Origin of the sequence: Enterobacter sp. MGH 37, from assembly GCF_000534515.1 — a bacterium.
Lineage (GTDB): Bacteria > Pseudomonadota > Gammaproteobacteria > Enterobacterales > Enterobacteriaceae > Enterobacter > Enterobacter kobei.
On sequence record NZ_KI973206.1, the window covers coordinates 1,941,355 to 1,959,833 of the forward strand.

The window sequence follows — 18,479 nt, forward strand, 5'->3', positions numbered from 1 at the left end:
ATCATGACGGATAAATTGACCTCCCTTCGTCAGTTCACCACTGTCGTAGCTGACACCGGAGATATCGCGGCAATGAAGCTGTACCAGCCGCAGGATGCCACAACTAACCCTTCTCTGATCCTTAACGCCGCACAGATCCCTGAGTATCGCAAACTGATTGACGAGGCCGTGACCTGGGCGAAAGCACAGAGCAATGACCGCGCGCAGCAGGTTGTGGATGCCACTGATAAACTGGCCGTGAACATCGGTCTGGAAATTCTGAAACTGGTCCCGGGCCGTATCTCCACCGAAGTGGATGCACGTCTGTCCTACGACACCGAAGCGTCAATTGCTAAAGCAAAACGTCTGATCAAACTGTACAACGATGCGGGCATCAGCAACGACCGTATCCTGATCAAACTGGCGTCTACCTGGCAGGGCATCCGCGCGGCGGAGCAGCTGGAAAAAGAAGGCATCAACTGTAACCTGACCCTGCTGTTCTCCTTCGCGCAGGCGCGTGCTTGTGCTGAAGCTGGCGTATACCTGATTTCTCCGTTCGTAGGCCGTATTCTGGACTGGTACAAAGCCAACACCGACAAGAAAGAGTACGCGGCGTCTGAAGATCCAGGCGTGGTTTCCGTGACTGAAATCTACGAATACTACAAACAGCATGGTTATGAGACCGTGGTGATGGGCGCAAGCTTCCGTAACGTCGGTGAAATCATCGAACTGGCTGGCTGTGACCGCCTGACCATCGCCCCTGCGCTGCTGAAAGAGCTGGCAGAAAGCGAAGGTACCATCGAGCGTAAACTGTCCTACACCGGTGAAGTGAAAGCACGCCCAGAGCGCATCACTGAATCCGAGTTCCTTTGGCAGCACAACCAGGATCCAATGGCGGTAGACAAACTGGCGGACGGTATCCGTAAGTTTGCTATTGACCAGGAAAAACTGGAAAAAATGATCGGCGACCTGCTGTAATCATTCTGCGTGACCGGGTCCCCGGTCACGCTACTTCTTTCGTACTCTGTCTGAATTTCCCCTCTGCGTGTATCATTCCCTTTAATCAGTACTTTTTGAATGGAATGGATATGAATACCTTACGCATCGGCTTAGTGTCGATTTCCGACCGCGCCTCCAGCGGCGTTTACCAGGATAAAGGCATCCCTGCTCTGGAAGAGTGGCTGGCAAGCGCGTTGACCACCCCGTTTGAGATCCAGACCCGCCTGATCCCGGACGAACAGCCAATCATCGAGCAGACCCTGTGTGAGCTGGTGGATGAAATGAGCTGTCACCTTGTGCTGACGACGGGCGGAACCGGCCCTGCGCGCCGCGATGTTACCCCGGACGCGACGCTGGCGATTGCGGATCGTGAAATGCCAGGCTTCGGTGAACAGATGCGTCAGATCAGTCTACACTTTGTCCCGACGGCCATTTTGTCTCGCCAGGTGGGGGTGATCCGCAAACAGGCGCTGATTCTGAACCTGCCGGGCCAGCCGAAGTCCATCAAAGAGACGCTGGAAGGACTGAAAGCGGAGGATGGCAGCGTCATCGTCCACGGCATCTTTGCAAGTGTACCGTATTGTATACAGCTGCTGGACGGGCCGTACGTCGAGACGGACGAAAAAGTGGTAGCAGCATTTCGTCCTAAAAGCGCCCGCCGCGAGACAATCTCCTGAAATTAATTAAAATGTGACATTAGCGTCAGCCGCAGTGGCGTGTAAATGGATTTACGATATAGTAATTTTTTCTTTACGATTGCTGTAAAAAATAATCCACAATACATGCACAATGGTTCGCTATGTCACATAACACCCGACCTCTGAATCGACAGGATTACAAAACCCTCACGCTCGCCGCTCTGGGCGGCGCGCTGGAGTTTTACGACTTCATCATCTTTGTTTTCTTCGCCGCTGTGGTAGGGGAGTTGTTCTTCCCGGCGGATATCCCGGAATGGCTGCGACAGGTGCAAACCTTCGGCATTTTTGCTGCCGGATATCTGGCACGTCCGCTGGGCGGCATTGTGATGGCGCACTTTGGCGATCTGGTCGGGCGCAAGAAAATGTTTACCCTGAGTATCCTGCTGATGGCCGTGCCGACGCTGGCGATTGGCCTGCTGCCAACCTATGCCTCAATGGGTATTGTTGCCCCGTTATTGCTGCTACTGATGCGTATTCTTCAGGGGGCGGCGATCGGTGGTGAGGTACCGGGGGCGTGGGTGTTTGTTGCGGAACATGTTCCGGCGCGCCGCATTGGTATCGCCTGCGGCACCTTAACCGCGGGGTTAACGGTGGGGATTTTGCTTGGTTCCGTCGTTGCGACCATTGTAAACACCAGCATGACGCAGCAGGCTGTGCACGACTGGGGCTGGCGCTTACCGTTCCTGCTGGGCGGAGCGTTTGGCCTGGTGGCGATGTACCTGCGTCGCTGGTTGCAGGAGACGCCGATTTTCCTTGAGATGCAGCAGCGCAAAGCGCTGGCTCAGGAGTTGCCGGTCAAAGCCGTGGTGGTGCGCCATAAAAAAGCGGTCGTGGTGTCGATGCTGCTCACCTGGCTTCTCTCGGCGGGCATCGTAGTGGTGATTTTGATGTCGCCGGTCTGGCTGCAAAAACAGTACGGGTTCGCCCCGGCAGTGACGTTACAGGCGAACAGTATCGCGACCATTATGCTTTGCTTTGGCTGTCTGGCCGCCGGGCTGGCTGTCGATCGCTTCGGTGCCAGCGTGACCTTTATCGTCGGCAGCCTGTTACTGGCCGTATCAAGCTGGGCGTTTTACCATTTGGCAGGCAGCCACCCTGAACAGCTGTTCCTGCTGTACGGTGTGGTAGGCCTGTGCGTAGGCGTTGTCGGGGCGGTACCGTATGTGATGGTACGCGCGTTTCCGCCTGAGGTGCGCTTCACCGGCATCTCATTTTCTTACAACGTCTCGTATGCCATCTTTGGCGGACTGACGCCGATTGCGGTGACGGTATTAATGGGGGTGTCTCCCCTGGCGCCGGCCTGGTACGTGCTGGCGTTGTCGTTAATGGGGCTGGTATTGGGGATTTGGCTTCGGCAGTCAGGGGAAAATCGTGCCCGCGAGGCGGGCACGACAGACGAATCAGTGTTTTTCACCAATCGGTAGAATAGTGCGGCCGAACTGCTCGTTCAGCACTTCACCCATGGCCAGGTAGATAGCGCTTGCGCCGCATACCAGGCCAATCCAGCCTGCAACGTGTACGATGCCTTCGTTATCCACCAGGTGGCCGATGGCCAGCAGGGCGAACAGTACGGTCAGGCTCAGGAAGACGAACTGCAGCGCGCGGTTCCCCTTCAGCGTGCCGAAGAACATGAACAGGGTGAAGACGCCCCACAGGCCCAGATACACGCCCAGGAAGTGGGCATTCGCTGCGTCTGCCAGACCCATTTTAGGCATCAGCAGGATAGCGACCAGCGTCAGCCAGAACGAGCCGTAAGAGGTGAAGGCGGTTAAGCCGAAGGTGTTGCCTTTCTTATATTCCAGCAGACCCGCGAAGATTTGTGCGATGCCGCCGTAAAAAATGCCCATCGCCAGGATAATGCCATCCATCGGGAACATCCCGATGTTGTGCAGGTTCAGCAGGATAGTGGTCATGCCAAAACCCATCAGGCCCAGCGGAGCCGGATTAGCCAACTTAGTGTTGCCCATAAGTCCTCAAAAAAAATCATCATTAATATGGTGAAATGGTTAAACCCGCGTCATTACTCCCTGACGGGGCGCGGCATCATAATGGGCGCAATCGATGCCGTCTATGATCTCATCAGGGTGAAATTAAAAATTTTTTTACGCTTGCCCCTTGATGGATGCCGTAGCGACCCCATCTTGTAGTCAACCGCAGTGTGTGGACCTGAAAAAAATCAAATCTGGGCAGTTGAAAAAGCACGTTCTGCCCTTATTACAGGTACACAACCACATGTTGACTGAATTTTTAGTGGAGACGTTTAGATGGGTAAAATTATTGGTATCGACCTGGGTACGACCAACTCTTGTGTAGCGATTATGGACGGCACTACTGCACGCGTGCTGGAGAACGCCGAGGGCGATCGCACCACGCCTTCTATCATTGCTTATACCCAGGATGGTGAAACTCTGGTTGGTCAGCCGGCTAAACGTCAGGCAGTGACAAACCCGCAAAATACCCTGTTTGCGATTAAACGCCTGATCGGCCGCCGCTTCCAGGACGAAGAAGTTCAGCGTGACGTTTCTATCATGCCTTACAAAATCATCGCAGCAGATAACGGCGATGCATGGCTTGATGTGAAAGGCACCAAAACTGCACCACCGCAGATCTCTGCTGAAGTGCTGAAAAAAATGAAGAAGACTGCTGAAGATTACCTGGGTGAGCCAGTAACTGAAGCCGTTATCACCGTACCTGCCTACTTTAACGATGCTCAGCGTCAGGCTACCAAAGATGCTGGCCGTATTGCAGGTCTGGAAGTAAAACGTATCATCAACGAACCTACCGCAGCGGCTCTGGCTTACGGTCTGGATAAAGAAGTGGGCAACCGCACTATCGCGGTTTACGACCTGGGTGGTGGTACCTTCGATATCTCTATTATCGAAATCGACGAAGTTGACGGCGAAAAAACCTTCGAAGTTCTGGCAACCAACGGTGATACCCACCTGGGTGGTGAAGACTTCGATACCCGTCTGATCAACTACCTCGTAGACGAGTTCAAGAAAGATCAGGGCATCGACCTGCGTAACGACCCGCTGGCCATGCAGCGCCTGAAAGAAGCCGCTGAGAAAGCGAAGATCGAGCTGTCTTCCGCTCAGCAGACCGACGTTAACCTGCCGTACATTACTGCAGATGCGACCGGTCCTAAACACATGAACATCAAAGTGACCCGTGCAAAACTGGAAAGCCTGGTCGAAGACCTGGTGAACCGTTCTATCGAGCCACTGAAAGTTGCTCTGCAGGATGCTGGCCTGTCCGTGTCTGATATCAATGACGTTATCCTCGTTGGTGGTCAGACCCGTATGCCAATGGTCCAGAAGAAAGTGGCTGAGTTCTTCGGTAAAGAGCCACGTAAAGATGTTAACCCGGACGAAGCCGTTGCTATCGGTGCTGCCGTTCAGGGTGGTGTATTGACCGGTGAAGTGAAAGACGTTCTGCTGCTGGACGTTACCCCGCTGTCTCTGGGTATCGAAACCATGGGCGGCGTAATGACTGCGCTGATCACTAAAAACACCACTATCCCGACCAAGCACAGCCAGGTGTTCTCTACCGCTGAAGACAACCAGTCTGCGGTAACCATCCATGTGCTGCAGGGTGAGCGTAAACGTGCGTCTGATAACAAATCTCTGGGTCAGTTCAACCTGGATGGTATCAACCCGGCACCACGCGGCATGCCGCAGATCGAAGTGACCTTCGATATCGATGCTGACGGTATCCTGCACGTTTCCGCGAAAGACAAAAACAGCGGTAAAGAGCAGAAGATCACCATTAAGGCTTCTTCCGGTCTGAACGAAGAAGAGATCCAGAAAATGGTTCGTGAAGCAGAAGCGAACGCGGAATCTGACCGTAAGTTCGAAGAGCTGGTTCAGACCCGTAACCAGGGTGACCATCTGCTGCACAGCACCCGTAAGCAGGTTGAAGAAGCGGGCGACAAACTGCCAGCGGAAGACAAAACGTCTATCGAAGCTGCACTGACTGCGCTGGAAACGTCTCTGAAAGGCGAAGACAAAGCGGATATCGAAGCGAAGATGCAGGAGCTGGCACAGGCTTCCCAGAAGCTGATGGAAATTGCTCAGCAGCAGCACGCGCAGCAGCAAGCGGGCGCTGACGCTTCCGCGAACAACGCGAAAGACGACGACGTTGTCGACGCTGAGTTCGAAGAAGTTAAAGACAAAAAATAATCGCCCTGATGCAGGGTAATTAATCGGCACGGGCGTAGGAGAACTCTCCACGCCCGTGCTCGCATGTTAAGGGGCTTAAAAAAACCAATGGCAAAGCAAGACTATTACGAGATTTTAGGCGTTCCGAAAACTGCGGAAGAGCGTGAAATCAAAAAGGCGTATAAGCGCCTGGCCATGAAATTCCACCCGGACCGCAACCAGGGGGATAAAGAGGCTGAAGCAAAATTTAAAGAGATCAAAGAAGCCTACGAAGTCCTGACCGATGCACAAAAACGTGCGGCCTATGACCAGTACGGCCACGCAGCCTTTGAACAGGGCGGCATGGGCGGCGGCGGATTCGGTGGCGGCGGCTTTGGCGGCGGTGCTGATTTCAGCGACATCTTCGGCGACGTGTTCGGCGATATCTTTGGCGGCGGTCGTGGTCGTCAGCGCGCAGCGCGCGGCGCAGACCTGCGCTACAACATGGAGCTGACGCTGGAAGAGGCCGTTCGCGGTGTCACCAAAGAGATCCGTATCCCGACGCTGGAAGAGTGTGACGTGTGCCACGGCAGCGGCGCGAAAGCGGGTACCCAGCCGCAGACCTGTCCAACCTGTCACGGTTCCGGTCAGGTGCAGATGCGTCAGGGCTTCTTCGCAGTACAGCAGGCCTGTCCTCACTGTCATGGCCGCGGTACGCTGATTAAAGATCCGTGCACTAAATGCCACGGTCATGGTCGCGTTGAGAAAACCAAGACCCTGTCCGTCAAAATCCCGGCAGGCGTGGATACGGGCGACCGCATCCGTCTGGCAGGTGAAGGTGAAGCCGGTGAGCACGGCGCACCGGCAGGCGATCTGTACGTTCAGGTTCAGGTGAAGCAGCATGCCATCTTCGAGCGTGAAGGTAACAACCTGTACTGTGAAGTGCCGATCAACTTCGCCATGGCGGCGCTCGGTGGTGAAATTGAAGTGCCTACCCTGGATGGTCGCGTCAATCTGAAGATCCCGGGCGAAACCCAGACCGGTAAGCTGTTCCGCATGCGCGGTAAAGGCGTGAAGTCCGTTCGCGGCGGTGCTCAGGGCGACCTGCTGTGCCGTGTGGTTGTAGAAACCCCAGTGGGGCTGAACGACAAGCAGAAACAGCTACTGAAAGAGCTGCAGGAGAGCTTTGGCGGCCCAACGGGCGAGAAAAACAGTCCGCGCTCCAAAAGCTTCTTTGATGGCGTCAAAAAATTCTTCGACGACTTGACCCGCTAATCTGTTAGCCGGTTTTCAACGATATAAAGCCCGGAAGCGATTCCGGGCTTTTTTATTTTGGGGGATAGATCGGTAAAACTGAGTCTACACTCAATATTAATCTGTTTTTGCCGAGCTATTTGGCTTGGTATTATGGTTTTATCGAGGTATTGTTGTAAAAGAGAGAACTTAAATGAAATTACTACACCGTTTCTTTAGCAGTGAGGCGTCCGGTGGTGTGATCCTGATTATTGCCGCGGCAGCCGCAATGGTGCTGGCGAACCTGGGCATGACGCGCGATCTCTATCACGCATTTTTGGAAACACCCGTTGAGCTGAAGGTCGGGGCGCTGGAAATTAACAAGAACATGCTGCTGTGGATCAACGATGCGCTAATGGCGGTGTTCTTCCTGCTGGTGGGACTTGAGGTCAAACGGGAGCTGGTGTTGGGCTCCCTCGCCAGCCGTCAGCGCGCCGCCTTTCCGGTGATCGCCGCTATCGGCGGGATGGTCGTTCCGGCACTGCTGTTCCTTGCGTTTACCTGGCAGGATCCTGTTGCGCGTGACGGGTGGGCTATCCCGGCGGCAACGGATATCGCGTTTGCGCTCGGTGTCTTAGCCTTGCTCGGCAGCCGCGTGCCGATGGCGTTGAAAATCTTCCTGATGGCGCTGGCGATCATTGATGATCTGGGCGCGATCGTGATTATCGCGCTGTTTTATACCAGCGATCTGTCGATTCTGTCGCTGAGCGTGGCGGCAGGCGCAATTGCGGTCCTGGCACTGCTGAACATTTTCAATGTCCGCCGCATCGGCATTTACATCCTCGTGGGGATGGTACTCTGGACAGCGGTATTGAAATCCGGCGTGCATGCCACGCTGGCCGGGGTGATTGTTGGCTTCTTTGTGCCGCTAAAACCGCAGGAGGGTAAATCCCCTGCTAAACAGCTTGAGCATGTCCTTCACCCGTGGGTCGCCTTTATGATCCTGCCACTGTTTGCCTTTGCTAACGCCGGCGTTTCCCTGCAGGGCGTGACGCTGGATGGGCTGACGTCTGTCCTGCCGCTGGGCATTATTGCCGGGCTGTTTATTGGTAAACCGCTGGGGATCAGCCTGTTCTGCTGGCTGGCGCTGAAGATGAAGCTGGCATCGCTGCCGAACGGCACCACCTTTGGTCAGATTATGGCTGTCGGCGTGCTGTGTGGTATTGGATTTACCATGTCGATCTTTATCTCGACGCTGGCGTTTGGCGCAAATGCCCCTGAACTCATCGTCTGGGCGAAGCTCGGCATTCTTATCGGGTCATTACTGGCCGCGGTAATCGGTTATACCTTGTTGAAGGTGAAATTGCCCGGACAGGCTGTCCAGGCATAACGGAAACCGGGAGAAGATGAGCCTTCTCCCGTTACATACTCAGGGAGTGAAGACGCTATGTCTCATTTGAATTACAACCATCTTTACTACTTCTGGCACGTCTACAAGCAGGGCTCGGTGGTGGGGGCGGCTGAGGCGCTCTATCTCACGCCGCAGACCATTACCGGCCAAATCAAGGCGCTGGAAGAGCGCCTGCAGGGCAAGCTGTTCAAGCGTAAAGGCCGCGGGATTGAGCCAAGCGAACTTGGGGAACTGGTCTTTCGCTATGCGGACAAGATGTTCACCCTGAGCCAGGAGATGCTGGATATCGTCAACTATCGCAAAGAGTCTAACCTGCTCTTTGACGTCGGCGTGGCGGATGCGCTGTCCAAACGGCTGGTGAGCGGCGTGCTGGATGCCGCGGTGGTGGAAGATGAACAAATCCATCTGCGCTGCTTTGAATCCACCCACGAGATGCTGCTGGAACAGCTGAGCCAGCATAAGCTGGATATGATTATCTCGGACTGCCCCATCGACTCCACGCAGCAGGAAGGGCTGTTCTCAGTGAAGATTGGCGAATGCGGTGTCAGCTTCTGGTGCATTAATCCACCGCCGGAAAAACCCTTCCCGGCCTGTCTGGAAGAGCGTCGCTTATTAGTGCCGGGAAGGCGGTCAATGCTCGGGCGTAAGCTGTTGAACTGGTTTAACTCGCAAGGGCTGAAGGTGGAGATCCTCGGTGAATTCGACGATGCGGCACTGATGAAAGCCTTTGGCGAAGCGCACAATGCCATCTTCGTTGCGCCAACGCTGTACGTGCTCGATCTCTATTCAGACAACAAGATTACGGAGATTGGCAGAGTGGATAACGTGATGGAGGAGTATCACGCCATATTTGCCGAAAGAATGATTCAGCACCCGGCGGTGCAGCGAATCTGCAACCGTGACTACTCGGCGCTGTTTACGCCACCGGCAATCTGAAGACATAAAAAAACCCGCGTTAAGCGGGTTCTTTAAACAAGCAACAACAAGTAGCGATTAAGCCAGTTTGTTGATCTGCGCGGTCAGGTTTGCTTTATGACGCGCTGCTTTGTTTTTGTGGATCAGACCTTTAGCAGCCTGACGATCCACGATTGGTTGCATTTCGTTAAATGCGTTCTGCGCTGCAGCTTTGTCGCCAGCTTCGATTGCTGCGTATACTTTCTTGATGAAAGTACGCATCATAGAGCGACGGCTTGCGTTGTGCTTACGAGCCTTTTCAGACTGAACGGCACGTTTCTTAGCTGATTTGATATTAGCCAAGTCCAACTCCCAAATATGATCTATGTGGACAATTCAAAGGCCGAGGAATATGCCCTCTTTGCCTTCTTTTGTCAATGGATTTGTGCAAATAAGCGCCGTTAAAAAGCGACGCTACGTTACGTAGTGATGGCGCAGGATTCTACCAGCTTGTCTTGCGTGAATACAGCCTTTCGGCATAAAAATCGCAGTTCACGCGCAGATTTTTTCGCTGTGAAAGGTCAGCCTGATGAAATCATTACGGCTTTCTGTTTTGCGCGAACAATCGCCGGTTAACCTTAACCGCGGTACAAGGTATACTTTGGCGATTTTCACTGTTTTGAGCCAGACATGAAGCTGATACGCGGCATACATAATCTCAGCAGCGCACCACACGGGTGCGTGCTGACTATTGGTAATTTCGACGGCGTGCATCGTGGTCATCAGGCGCTGTTGCAGGGATTGCGTAAAGAAGGGGAGGCCCGTGGCCTGCCCGTGGTGGTGATGATTTTCGAACCGCAACCGCTGGAGCTGTTTGCGGGGGATAAATCGCCCGCCCGTCTCACTCGCCTGCGTGAGAAGCTGCGCTACCTGGCAGAGTCCGGCGTCGACTACGTGCTGTGCGTGCGTTTCGATCGTCGCTTTGCCGCACTGACAGCACAAAATTTCGTCAGCGACCTGCTGGTTAAGCGTCTTGGCGTACAGTTTCTCGCCGTGGGGGATGATTTCCGCTTTGGCGCTGGTCGTCAGGGTGATTTCTTGCTATTACAGAAGGCGGGCCTGGAGTACGGTTTTGACGTCACCAGCGCGATGACCTTCTGTGAAGGCGGCGTGCGCGTCAGCAGCACGGCGGTGCGTCAGGCGCTGGCGAATGATGAACTGGATACGGCAGAAACGCTGCTGGGGCACCCGTTTACTATCTCAGGCCGCGTCGTGCATGGCGACGCCCTGGGGCGCACGATAGGTTTCCCGACGGCGAATATCCCGCTGCGTCGTCAGGTTTCCCCGGTTAAAGGGGTCTATGCGGTGGAAGTGGCAGGACTGGGCGATAAGCCGTTTTACGGCGTTGCCAACATTGGCACGCGTCCCACTGTCGCCGGTGTACGTCAACAGTTAGAAGTGCACCTGCTGGACGTTGTAATGGACCTTTATGGTCGCCATATAGATGTAATACTGCGTAAAAAAATACGCAATGAGCAGCGATTTGCTTCACTGGATGAACTAAAAGCGCAGATTGCGCGTGATGAATTGACGGCCCGCGAGTTTTTTGGGCTATGAACCCGGCTTAAATGCCTACGTGATAAATACGGAACCGAGAATCTGATGAGTGACTATAAATCAACCCTGAATTTGCCGGAAACAGGGTTCCCGATGCGCGGCGATCTCGCCAAGCGCGAACCGGGAATGCTGGCGCGTTGGACCGATGATGACCTGTACGGCATCATTCGTGCAGCCAAAAAAGGCAAAAAAACCTTCATTCTGCATGATGGCCCTCCCTATGCGAATGGCAGCATTCATATTGGTCACTCTGTAAACAAGATTCTGAAAGACATTATCGTGAAGTCCAAAGGCCTCACGGGATATGACTCGCCTTACGTTCCGGGCTGGGACTGCCACGGTCTGCCAATCGAGCTGAAAGTAGAGCAAGAGTTTGGCAAGCCAGGTGAGAAGTTCACCGCCGCTGAGTTCCGTGCAAAATGCCGCGAATACGCTGCCACGCAGGTTGACGGCCAGCGTGCGGACTTTATCCGTCTGGGTGTATTGGGCGACTGGTCGCACCCGTACCTGACTATGGACTTCAAAACTGAAGCCAACATCATCCGTGCGCTGGGCAAAATCATCGGTAACGGCCATCTGCACAAAGGCGCGAAGCCGGTGCACTGGTGCGTGGACTGCCGTTCTGCGCTGGCAGAAGCCGAAGTAGAGTATTACGACAAAACCTCGCCTTCTATCGACGTGGCGTTCGACGCTGTCGATCAGGATGCGGTGAAAGCCAAATTTGGCGTTTCCTCCGTTAACGGCCCGGTCTCGCTGGTGATCTGGACCACCACGCCGTGGACGCTGCCAGCCAACCGTGCAATCTCCCTGTCCGGTGAGTTTGACTACGCGCTGGTGCAGATTGAGGGGCGCGCGGTTATCCTGGCGAAAGATCTGGTGGAGAGCGTGCTGAAACGCGCGAACATCTCCGACTACACCGTGCTGGGCACCGTGAAAGGTGACGCGCTGGAGCTGATGCGCTTCAAGCACCCGTTCCTCGACTTCGATGTCCCGGCAATCCTGGGCGATCACGTCACGCTGGAAGCCGGTACCGGTGCGGTGCATACCGCCGGTGGCCATGGTCCTGACGACTACAACATCAGCCTGAAGTACGGTCTGGAAATCGCTAACCCGGTTGGCCCGGACGGCTCGTACCTGCCTGGTACTTATCCGGCTCTGGACGGTATCAACGTCTTTAAAGCCAACGACATCATCGTGGATATGCTGCGCACCAGCGGCGCGCTGCTGCACGTTGAGAAAATGCAGCACAGCTATCCATGCTGCTGGCGTCACAAGACGCCGATCATCTTCCGTGCAACCCCGCAGTGGTTCGTCAGCATGGATCAGAAAGGCCTGCGTGAGCAGTCTCTGAAAGAGATCAAAGGCGTGCAGTGGATCCCGGACTGGGGCCAGGCGCGTATCGAATCCATGGTCGCTAACCGTCCTGACTGGTGTATCTCTCGTCAGCGTACCTGGGGCGTGCCGATGTCTCTGTTCGTGCATAAAGAGACGCAGGAACTGCACCCGAATACCCTGGAACTGATGGAAGAAGTGGCGAAGCGCGTCGAAGTTGACGGCATTCAGGCGTGGTGGGATCTCGATGCCCGCGACATCCTGGGCGCGGACGCGGACAACTACGAGAAAGTGCCAGATACCCTGGACGTGTGGTTCGACTCTGGTTCGACCCACGCCTCGGTGGTTGACGTGCGTCCAGAGTTTGCCGGTCACGCTGCCGACATGTATCTGGAAGGGTCTGACCAACACCGCGGCTGGTTCATGTCATCCCTGATGATCTCCACCGCCATGAAAGGTAAAGCACCTTATCGCCAGGTACTGACTCACGGCTTCACCGTGGATGGTCAGGGTCGTAAGATGTCTAAATCCATCGGGAACACCGTTTCTCCGCAGGATGTGATGAACAAGCTGGGCGCAGACATCCTGCGTCTGTGGGTGGCTTCTACCGACTACACCGGCGAAATGGCGGTGTCTGACGAGATCCTGAAGCGTGCTGCCGACAGCTATCGTCGTATCCGTAACACCGCGCGCTTCCTGCTGGCGAACCTGAACGGTTTTGATCCAGTGAAGGACATGGTGAAACCGGAAGAGATGGTCGTGCTGGACCGCTGGGCGGTAGGCTGTGCGAAAGCGGCGCAGGACGATATCCTGAAAGCCTATGAGTCTTATGATTTCCACGAAGTGGTGCAGCGCCTGATGCGCTTCTGCTCCATCGAAATGGGCTCGTTCTATCTCGACATCATCAAAGACCGCCAGTACACCGCGAAAGCGGACAGCGTGGCGCGTCGTAGCTGCCAGACCGCCCTGTTCCACATCGCTGAAGCGCTGGTTCGCTGGATGGCGCCGATCATGTCCTTCACCGCAGATGAAATCTGGGGCTACCTGCCAGGCGACCGTGAGAAATATGTCTTCACGGGCGAGTGGTACGAAGGTCTGTTCGATCTCTCCAGCACCGAAGCGATGAACGATGCCTTCTGGGACGAGCTGCTGAAAGTGCGTGGCGAAGTGAACAAGGTTATCGAACAGGCGCGTGCGGACAAGAAAGTCGGCGGCTCTCTGGAAGCGGCAGTCACCCTGTACGCCGAACCTGAGCTGGCGGCAAAACTGACCGCGCTGGGTGATGAATTACGATTTGTCCTGTTGACCTCCGGTGCGAAAGTTGCGGATTATGCCGAGGCCTCTGCTGATGCTCAGCAGAGCGAGCTGCTCAAAGGACTGAAAGTCGCGCTGAGCAAAGCCGACGGTGAGAAATGCCCGCGTTGCTGGCATTACACCACGGATGTCGGCCAGGTGGCGGAACACGCAGACATCTGCGGACGCTGTGTAAGCAACGTCGCCGGTGACGGCGAAAAACGTAAGTTTGCCTGATGAGTAAAACTCTCTGTTCAACAGGACTGCGCTGGCTGTGGCTGGTTGTGGTAGTGCTGATTATCGATCTGGGCAGCAAGTTCCTGATCCTCCAGAACTTTGCTCTGGGGGAAACGGTCCCGCTGTTCCCGTCGCTTAACCTGCACTACGCACGCAACTACGGTGCGGCGTTTAGCTTCCTTGCTGACAGCGGTGGCTGGCAGCGCTGGTTCTTCGCGGGTATCGCTTTAGGTATTTGCGTCATACTGGCAGTGCTGATGTACCGTTCGAAGGCAACGCAAAAGCTGAATAACATCGCCTACGCGCTGATCATTGGCGGCGCACTGGGCAATCTGTTCGATCGCCTGTGGCACGGCTTTGTGGTCGATATGATCGACTTCTACGTCGGCGACTGGCACTTCGCGACCTTTAACCTCGCCGATAGCGCAATTTGCATCGGTGCGGCGTTAATCGTGCTGGAAGGTTTCTTGCCTAAACCGGCCGCGAAAGAGCAGGCGTAAGCATCAATGCCGGGTGGCGCTACGCTTACCCGGCCTACCGAATTTGTGGCCTCCCGTAGGCCCGGTAAGCGTAGCGCCGCCGGGCAACAGGTGACCCAAAACAAGCGAGCAATTTGCATGTCTAAATCCGTACAGAGCAACAGCGCGGTTCTCGTTCACTTCACGCTGAAGCTGGATGATGGCTCCACGGCTGAATCCACCCGCAATAACGGCAAACCGGCCCTGTTCCGTCTTGGCGATACCTCCCTGTCTGAAGGTCTTGAGCAGCAGCTTCTTGGCCTGAAAGAGGGCGAGAAAAAAGCCTTTTCGCTGGAGCCAGATGCTGCGTTTGGTGTGCCAAGCCCGGATCTGATCCAGTATTTCTCGCGTCGCGAATTTATGGACGCGGGTGAGCCGGAAATCGGGGCGATTATGCTCTTTACCGCTATGGACGGCAGCGAAATGCCTGGCGTGATCCGCGAAATCAACGGTGACTCCATTACCGTTGATTTCAACCATCCGCTTGCCGGGCGTACCGTTCATTTTGATGTTGAAGTGCTGGAGATTGACCCAGCACTGGAGGCCTGAAATGCAGATCCTGTTGGCTAACCCGCGCGGCTTCTGCGCCGGTGTAGACCGCGCTATCAGCATTGTTGAAAACGCGCTGGAAATTTACGGCGCGCCGATTTATGTGCGTCACGAAGTGGTGCACAACCGCTACGTGGTCGACAGCCTGCGCGAGCGTGGTGCTATTTTCATCGAGCAGATTAGCGAAGTGCCGGACGGCGCGATCCTGATCTTCTCCGCGCACGGCGTCTCTCAGGCCGTCCGTAACGAAGCGAAAAGCCGCGATCTGACGGTCTTTGATGCCACCTGTCCGCTGGTGACGAAAGTGCATATGGAAGTGGCGCGCGCCAGCCGTCGTGGTGAAGAGTCGATTCTGATTGGCCACGCGGGTCATCCGGAAGTCGAAGGCACGATGGGGCAGTACAGTAACCCGGAAGGGGGCATGTACCTGGTGGAGTCGCCGGAAGATGTCCTGACGCTGAACGTCAAAAACGAAGCCCGTCTGTCGTTTATGACCCAGACGACGCTCTCCGTTGACGATACCTCTGATGTGATTGACGCACTGCGCCAGCGCTTCCCGAAGATCGTCGGGCCGCGTAAAGACGATATCTGCTACGCCACCACCAACCGTCAGGAAGCGGTGCGCGCGCTGGCTGAACAGGCGGATGTGGTGCTGGTGGTCGGCTCGAAAAACTCCTCTAACTCTAACCGTCTGGCCGAACTGGCACAGCGTATGGGTAAAGCGGCATTTCTGATCGACGACGCGACGGATATTCAGGAAGCGTGGGTGAAAAATGCGGCCTGCGTCGGCGTGACCGCAGGCGCTTCCGCGCCGGATATTCTGGTGCAGAACGTCATTGTCCGCCTGCAGGAACTCGGCGGCGGCGAAGCGGTTCCGCTCGAAGGACGCGAAGAGAACATTGTTTTCGAGGTCCCGAAAGAACTGCGTATCGATGCTCGCGAAGTGGAATAACCCCTTATCTGATGAAAGGCTAGCATCTCATGTGCTGGCCTTTTTTTTGCCCCGTACTTTATCGTGACGACAAAATCATGTCTTTTACTGATATTTAAGTCTGTTTCACGTTAAATTCTAATTATCGGTGTTTTCAGTTGGCAGCCTTTGCGAAGGCTGGTTAATCTGAAAACGATTTACATCATTTTAACGTAAGAGAATAACTATGCATGATGCACAGATCCGTGTCGCCATTGCGGGCGCGGGTGGACGTATGGGCCGTCAGCTGATTCAGGCGGCACTTCAGATGGATGGCGTGGCACTGGGCGCGGCGCTGGAGCGTGAAGGGTCATCACTGTTAGGAGCCGATGCAGGTGAACTGGCGGGCGCAGGAAAGACCGGCGTCACCGTACATAGCAGCCTGGAGGCGGTTAAGGATGACTTCGATGTATTTATCGATTTTACCCGCCCGGAAGGGACGCTGACGCATCTGGCGTTTTGCCGTCAGCACGGTAAGGGGATGGTGATCGGCACCACCGGTTTTGACGACGCAGGTAAGCAGGCCATCCAGGATGCATCGAAAGAAATTGCGATTGTCTTCGCGGCAAACTTTAGCGTGGGCGTTAACGTCATGCTGAAGCTACTGGAGAAGGCGGCGAAGGTGATGGGTAACTACACCGACATTGAGATTGTTGAAGCGCACCACCGCTACAAAGTTGATGCGCCATCAGGCACGGCGCTGGCGATGGGCGAAGCGATTGCTCATGCACTTGATAAAGATTTGAAAGACTGCGCGGTCTATACCCGCGAAGGTCATACCGGCGAACGCGTACCGGGCACGATTGGTTTTGCTACCGTCCGTGCGGGTGACATCGTCGGCGAACATACGGCGATGTTCGCCGATATTGGCGAACGCGTCGAAATTACGCATAAAGCTTCCAGCAGAATGACGTTTGCCAATGGTGCAGTGCGTTCCGCTTTGTGGCTGAAAGGCAAGAAAAGCGGCCTTTTTGATATGCGAGATGTGCTTGATCTCAATAATCTGTAAGCATTATTACCCATCGTGATGTGGTTATTGCAGTCGTAATGTATTGATTGCATGGGGCAATATTTTATTGCCCTTTTATTTTACCTAATTCACTGCAACTCTTGCTCTAAAGCTTAAAAACAAGCGCTTTTGTCTCTTATTTTCGTTACTGTAATGTAAATTTTGACCATTTGGTCCACTTTTTGCTGCCTGGCTGAATAGTTTTTCATTAAACCATGCACGCAAGCGTTTTCTACAGTGATTTACCTAATCTTTTTGTCGCTTAAGTGGCTTTACTCTCGCCAGGCTTGCAAAAGGATAAACAAAATATCCGTTTTAAGTTGACTTTTAGCCTCCCAATCTCCAGAATGCCGCCGTTTGCCAAAAATCCGCTGGCAACACATTTGCATTGATTCATGACGTGGTTATGAATTAATATGCAAATAAAGTGAGTGAATATTCTCTGGAGGGTGTTTTGATTAAGTCAGCGCTATTGGTTCTGGAAGACGGAACCCAGTTTATCGGTCGGGCCATAGGGGCAACGGGTTCGGCGGTTGGGGAAGTCGTTTTCAATACTTCAATGACCGGTTATCAAGAAATCCTCACTGATCCTTCCTATTCTCGCCAAATCGTTACTCTTACTTATCCTCATATCGGCAATGTCGGCACCAATACGGCTGACGAAGAATCTTCTCAGGTACATGCGCAAGGCCTGGTCATCCGCGACCTGCCGCTGATTGCCAGCAACTTCCGCAGCACTGAAGATCTCTCGTCTTACCTGAAGCGCCATAACATCGTGGCGATTGCTGATATCGATACCCGTAAGTTAACGCGTCTGCTGCGCGAGAAGGGTGCACAGAACGGCTGCATCATCGCGGGTGATAACCTCGATGCCACGCTGGCGCTGGAAAAAGCGAAAGCCTTCCCGGGTCTGAACGGCATGGACCTGGCGAAAGAAGTGACTACCGCTGAAGCCTATAGCTGGACGCAGGGTAGCTGGACGCTGGAAGGCGACCTGCCGGAAGCGAAAAAAGAGAGCGAGCTGCCGTTCCACGTGGTGGCCTATGATTTCGGCGCCAAGCGCAACATCCTTCGCATGCTGGTTGACCGCGGCTGCCGTCTGACGGTGGTTCCGGCGAAAACCTCTGCCGAAGACGTACTGAAGATGAACCCGGATGGCATCTTCCTTTCTAACGGTCCTGGCGACCCGGCACCGTGCGACTACGCTATCGACGCCATCAAGTCCTTCCTGGAAACCGACATCCCGGTATTCGGCATCTGCCTCGGCCATCAGCTGCTGGCGCTGGCGAGCGGTGCGAACACCATCAAGATGAAGTTCGGCCACCACGGTGGTAACCACCCGGTGAAAGATATTGATAACAACACGGTGATGATCACCGCGCAGAACCACGGTTTTGCCGTCGATGAAGCGTCAATGCCGGCTAACCTGCGCGTGACGCATAAATCACTGTTCGATGGCACCCTGCAAGGGATTCATCGTACCGATAAGCCAGCGTTCAGCTTCCAGGGCCACCCGGAAGCCAGCCCGGGCCCGCACGACGCCGCGCCGCTGTTCGATCACTTCATCGAACTTATCGAGCAATACCGTAAGACCGCTAAATAAT

Annotated in this window: 16 protein-coding genes and 1 pseudogene; 15 read left to right on the forward strand and 2 right to left on the reverse strand. The window is 54.7% G+C overall.

Features of this window, described 5'->3' with window-relative positions:
• Positions 1–3 precede the first annotated feature (3 nt).
• From tal to L383_RS02055, 3 genes are all read left to right on the forward strand, one after another.
• Positions 4–957 carry a transaldolase gene (tal, locus tag L383_RS02065; RefSeq protein WP_014882487.1) on the forward strand — a complete coding sequence of 318 codons (954 nt, stop codon included), beginning with the start codon at positions 4–6 and terminating at the stop codon, positions 955–957.
• Between the two features lie 110 nt (positions 958–1,067).
• Complete coding sequence (gene mog / locus L383_RS02060; protein WP_023332053.1) at positions 1,068–1,655, forward strand: molybdopterin adenylyltransferase; 588 nt, start codon at positions 1,068–1,070, stop codon at positions 1,653–1,655.
• Between the two features lie 122 nt (positions 1,656–1,777).
• Positions 1,778–3,100 (forward strand): MFS transporter, encoded by a 1,323-nt coding sequence (locus tag L383_RS02055; RefSeq protein ID WP_023332054.1) that lies wholly within the window; start codon positions 1,778–1,780, stop codon positions 3,098–3,100.
• Here the strand turns inward: L383_RS02055 and satP are convergent.
• Positions 3,077–3,643 carry an acetate uptake transporter gene (gene satP / locus L383_RS02050; protein ID WP_023332055.1) on the reverse strand — a complete coding sequence of 189 codons (567 nt, stop codon included), beginning with the start codon at positions 3,641–3,643 and terminating at the stop codon, positions 3,077–3,079. The two genes, L383_RS02055 and satP, sit on opposite strands and share 24 nt — an antisense overlap.
• Positions 3,644–3,940: 297 nt before the next feature.
• On the opposite strand from satP, the gene dnaK reads away from it, so the two are divergent.
• The 4 genes from dnaK (at position 3,941) to nhaR (ending at position 9,392) form a co-directional block, all read left to right on the forward strand.
• Positions 3,941–5,854, forward strand: a complete 1,914-nt coding sequence (gene dnaK / locus L383_RS02045) for a molecular chaperone DnaK (protein WP_023332056.1) — start codon at positions 3,941–3,943, stop codon at positions 5,852–5,854.
• A gap of 87 nt (positions 5,855–5,941) precedes the next feature.
• The gene (gene dnaJ, locus L383_RS02040; RefSeq protein WP_014830600.1) at positions 5,942–7,087 is read left to right on the forward strand and encodes a molecular chaperone DnaJ; all 1,146 of its coding nucleotides are present in this window, start codon (positions 5,942–5,944) and stop codon (positions 7,085–7,087) included.
• Positions 7,088–7,259: 172 nt separating this feature from the next.
• Positions 7,260–8,435 (forward strand): Na+/H+ antiporter NhaA, encoded by a 1,176-nt coding sequence (nhaA, locus tag L383_RS02035; RefSeq protein WP_023332057.1) that lies wholly within the window; start codon positions 7,260–7,262, stop codon positions 8,433–8,435.
• Positions 8,436–8,492: 57 nt separating this feature from the next.
• Complete coding sequence (gene nhaR, locus L383_RS02030; protein ID WP_014882493.1) at positions 8,493–9,392, forward strand: transcriptional activator NhaR; 900 nt, start codon at positions 8,493–8,495, stop codon at positions 9,390–9,392.
• Between the two features lie 57 nt (positions 9,393–9,449).
• On the opposite strand, the gene rpsT is transcribed toward nhaR, so the two are convergent.
• Positions 9,450–9,713, reverse strand: a complete 264-nt coding sequence (rpsT, locus tag L383_RS02025; RefSeq protein WP_003856458.1) for a 30S ribosomal protein S20 — start codon at positions 9,711–9,713, stop codon at positions 9,450–9,452.
• Positions 9,714–9,865: 152 nt separating this feature from the next.
• Between rpsT and L383_RS26460 the strand changes: the two are divergent.
• The 8 genes and pseudogenes from L383_RS26460 (at position 9,866) to carA (ending at position 18,478) form a co-directional block, all read left to right on the forward strand.
• Positions 9,866–10,033, forward strand: a pseudogene (locus L383_RS26460) (DUF2575 domain-containing protein).
• Positions 10,034–10,040: 7 nt separating this feature from the next.
• Positions 10,041–10,967: a bifunctional riboflavin kinase/FAD synthetase gene (gene ribF, locus L383_RS02020; RefSeq protein WP_014882494.1), complete on the forward strand. Its 927-nt coding sequence runs from the start codon at positions 10,041–10,043 to the stop codon at positions 10,965–10,967.
• A gap of 45 nt (positions 10,968–11,012) precedes the next feature.
• Positions 11,013–13,829, forward strand: a complete 2,817-nt coding sequence (gene ileS / locus L383_RS02015) for an isoleucine--tRNA ligase (RefSeq protein ID WP_023332058.1) — start codon at positions 11,013–11,015, stop codon at positions 13,827–13,829.
• Positions 13,829–14,329, forward strand: coding sequence for a signal peptidase II (gene lspA / locus L383_RS02010; protein ID WP_008502034.1), 501 nt, complete (start codon positions 13,829–13,831; stop codon positions 14,327–14,329). Before ileS ends, lspA begins: the two co-directional genes overlap by 1 nt.
• Positions 14,330–14,446: 117 nt before the next feature.
• Positions 14,447–14,896: an FKBP-type peptidyl-prolyl cis-trans isomerase gene (fkpB, locus tag L383_RS0124365; RefSeq protein WP_003856450.1), complete on the forward strand. Its 450-nt coding sequence runs from the start codon at positions 14,447–14,449 to the stop codon at positions 14,894–14,896.
• A gap of 1 nt (position 14,897) precedes the next feature.
• Positions 14,898–15,848: a 4-hydroxy-3-methylbut-2-enyl diphosphate reductase gene (gene ispH, locus L383_RS02005; protein WP_014882496.1), complete on the forward strand. Its 951-nt coding sequence runs from the start codon at positions 14,898–14,900 to the stop codon at positions 15,846–15,848.
• Between the two features lie 205 nt (positions 15,849–16,053).
• Positions 16,054–16,875 (forward strand): 4-hydroxy-tetrahydrodipicolinate reductase, encoded by an 822-nt coding sequence (gene dapB, locus L383_RS02000; RefSeq protein ID WP_023332060.1) that lies wholly within the window; start codon positions 16,054–16,056, stop codon positions 16,873–16,875.
• A gap of 454 nt (positions 16,876–17,329) precedes the next feature.
• Positions 17,330–18,478, forward strand: coding sequence for a glutamine-hydrolyzing carbamoyl-phosphate synthase small subunit (gene carA / locus L383_RS01995; protein WP_023332061.1), 1,149 nt, complete (start codon positions 17,330–17,332; stop codon positions 18,476–18,478).
• Position 18,479 lies beyond the last annotated feature (1 nt).

Bases quoted from the DNA above. Each gene is read 5' to 3' on its own strand.
- tal (WP_014882487.1), top strand. From the start codon at position 4: ATGACGGATAAATTGACCTCCCTTCGTCAGTTCACCACTGTCGTAGCT.
- mog (WP_023332053.1), top strand. From the start codon at position 1,068: ATGAATACCTTACGCATCGGCTTAGTGTCGATTTCCGACCGCGCCTCC.
- L383_RS02055 (WP_023332054.1), top strand. From the start codon at position 1,778: ATGTCACATAACACCCGACCTCTGAATCGACAGGATTACAAAACCCTC.
- satP (WP_023332055.1), bottom strand. From the start codon at position 3,643: ATGGGCAACACTAAGTTGGCTAATCCGGCTCCGCTGGGCCTGATGGGT.
- dnaK (WP_023332056.1), top strand. From the start codon at position 3,941: ATGGGTAAAATTATTGGTATCGACCTGGGTACGACCAACTCTTGTGTA.
- dnaJ (WP_014830600.1), top strand. From the start codon at position 5,942: ATGGCAAAGCAAGACTATTACGAGATTTTAGGCGTTCCGAAAACTGCG.
- nhaA (WP_023332057.1), top strand. From the start codon at position 7,260: ATGAAATTACTACACCGTTTCTTTAGCAGTGAGGCGTCCGGTGGTGTG.
- nhaR (WP_014882493.1), top strand. From the start codon at position 8,493: ATGTCTCATTTGAATTACAACCATCTTTACTACTTCTGGCACGTCTAC.
- ribF (WP_014882494.1), top strand. From the start codon at position 10,041: ATGAAGCTGATACGCGGCATACATAATCTCAGCAGCGCACCACACGGG.
- ileS (WP_023332058.1), top strand. From the start codon at position 11,013: ATGAGTGACTATAAATCAACCCTGAATTTGCCGGAAACAGGGTTCCCG.
- lspA (WP_008502034.1), top strand. From the start codon at position 13,829: ATGAGTAAAACTCTCTGTTCAACAGGACTGCGCTGGCTGTGGCTGGTT.
- fkpB (WP_003856450.1), top strand. From the start codon at position 14,447: ATGTCTAAATCCGTACAGAGCAACAGCGCGGTTCTCGTTCACTTCACG.
- ispH (WP_014882496.1), top strand. From the start codon at position 14,898: ATGCAGATCCTGTTGGCTAACCCGCGCGGCTTCTGCGCCGGTGTAGAC.
- dapB (WP_023332060.1), top strand. From the start codon at position 16,054: ATGCATGATGCACAGATCCGTGTCGCCATTGCGGGCGCGGGTGGACGT.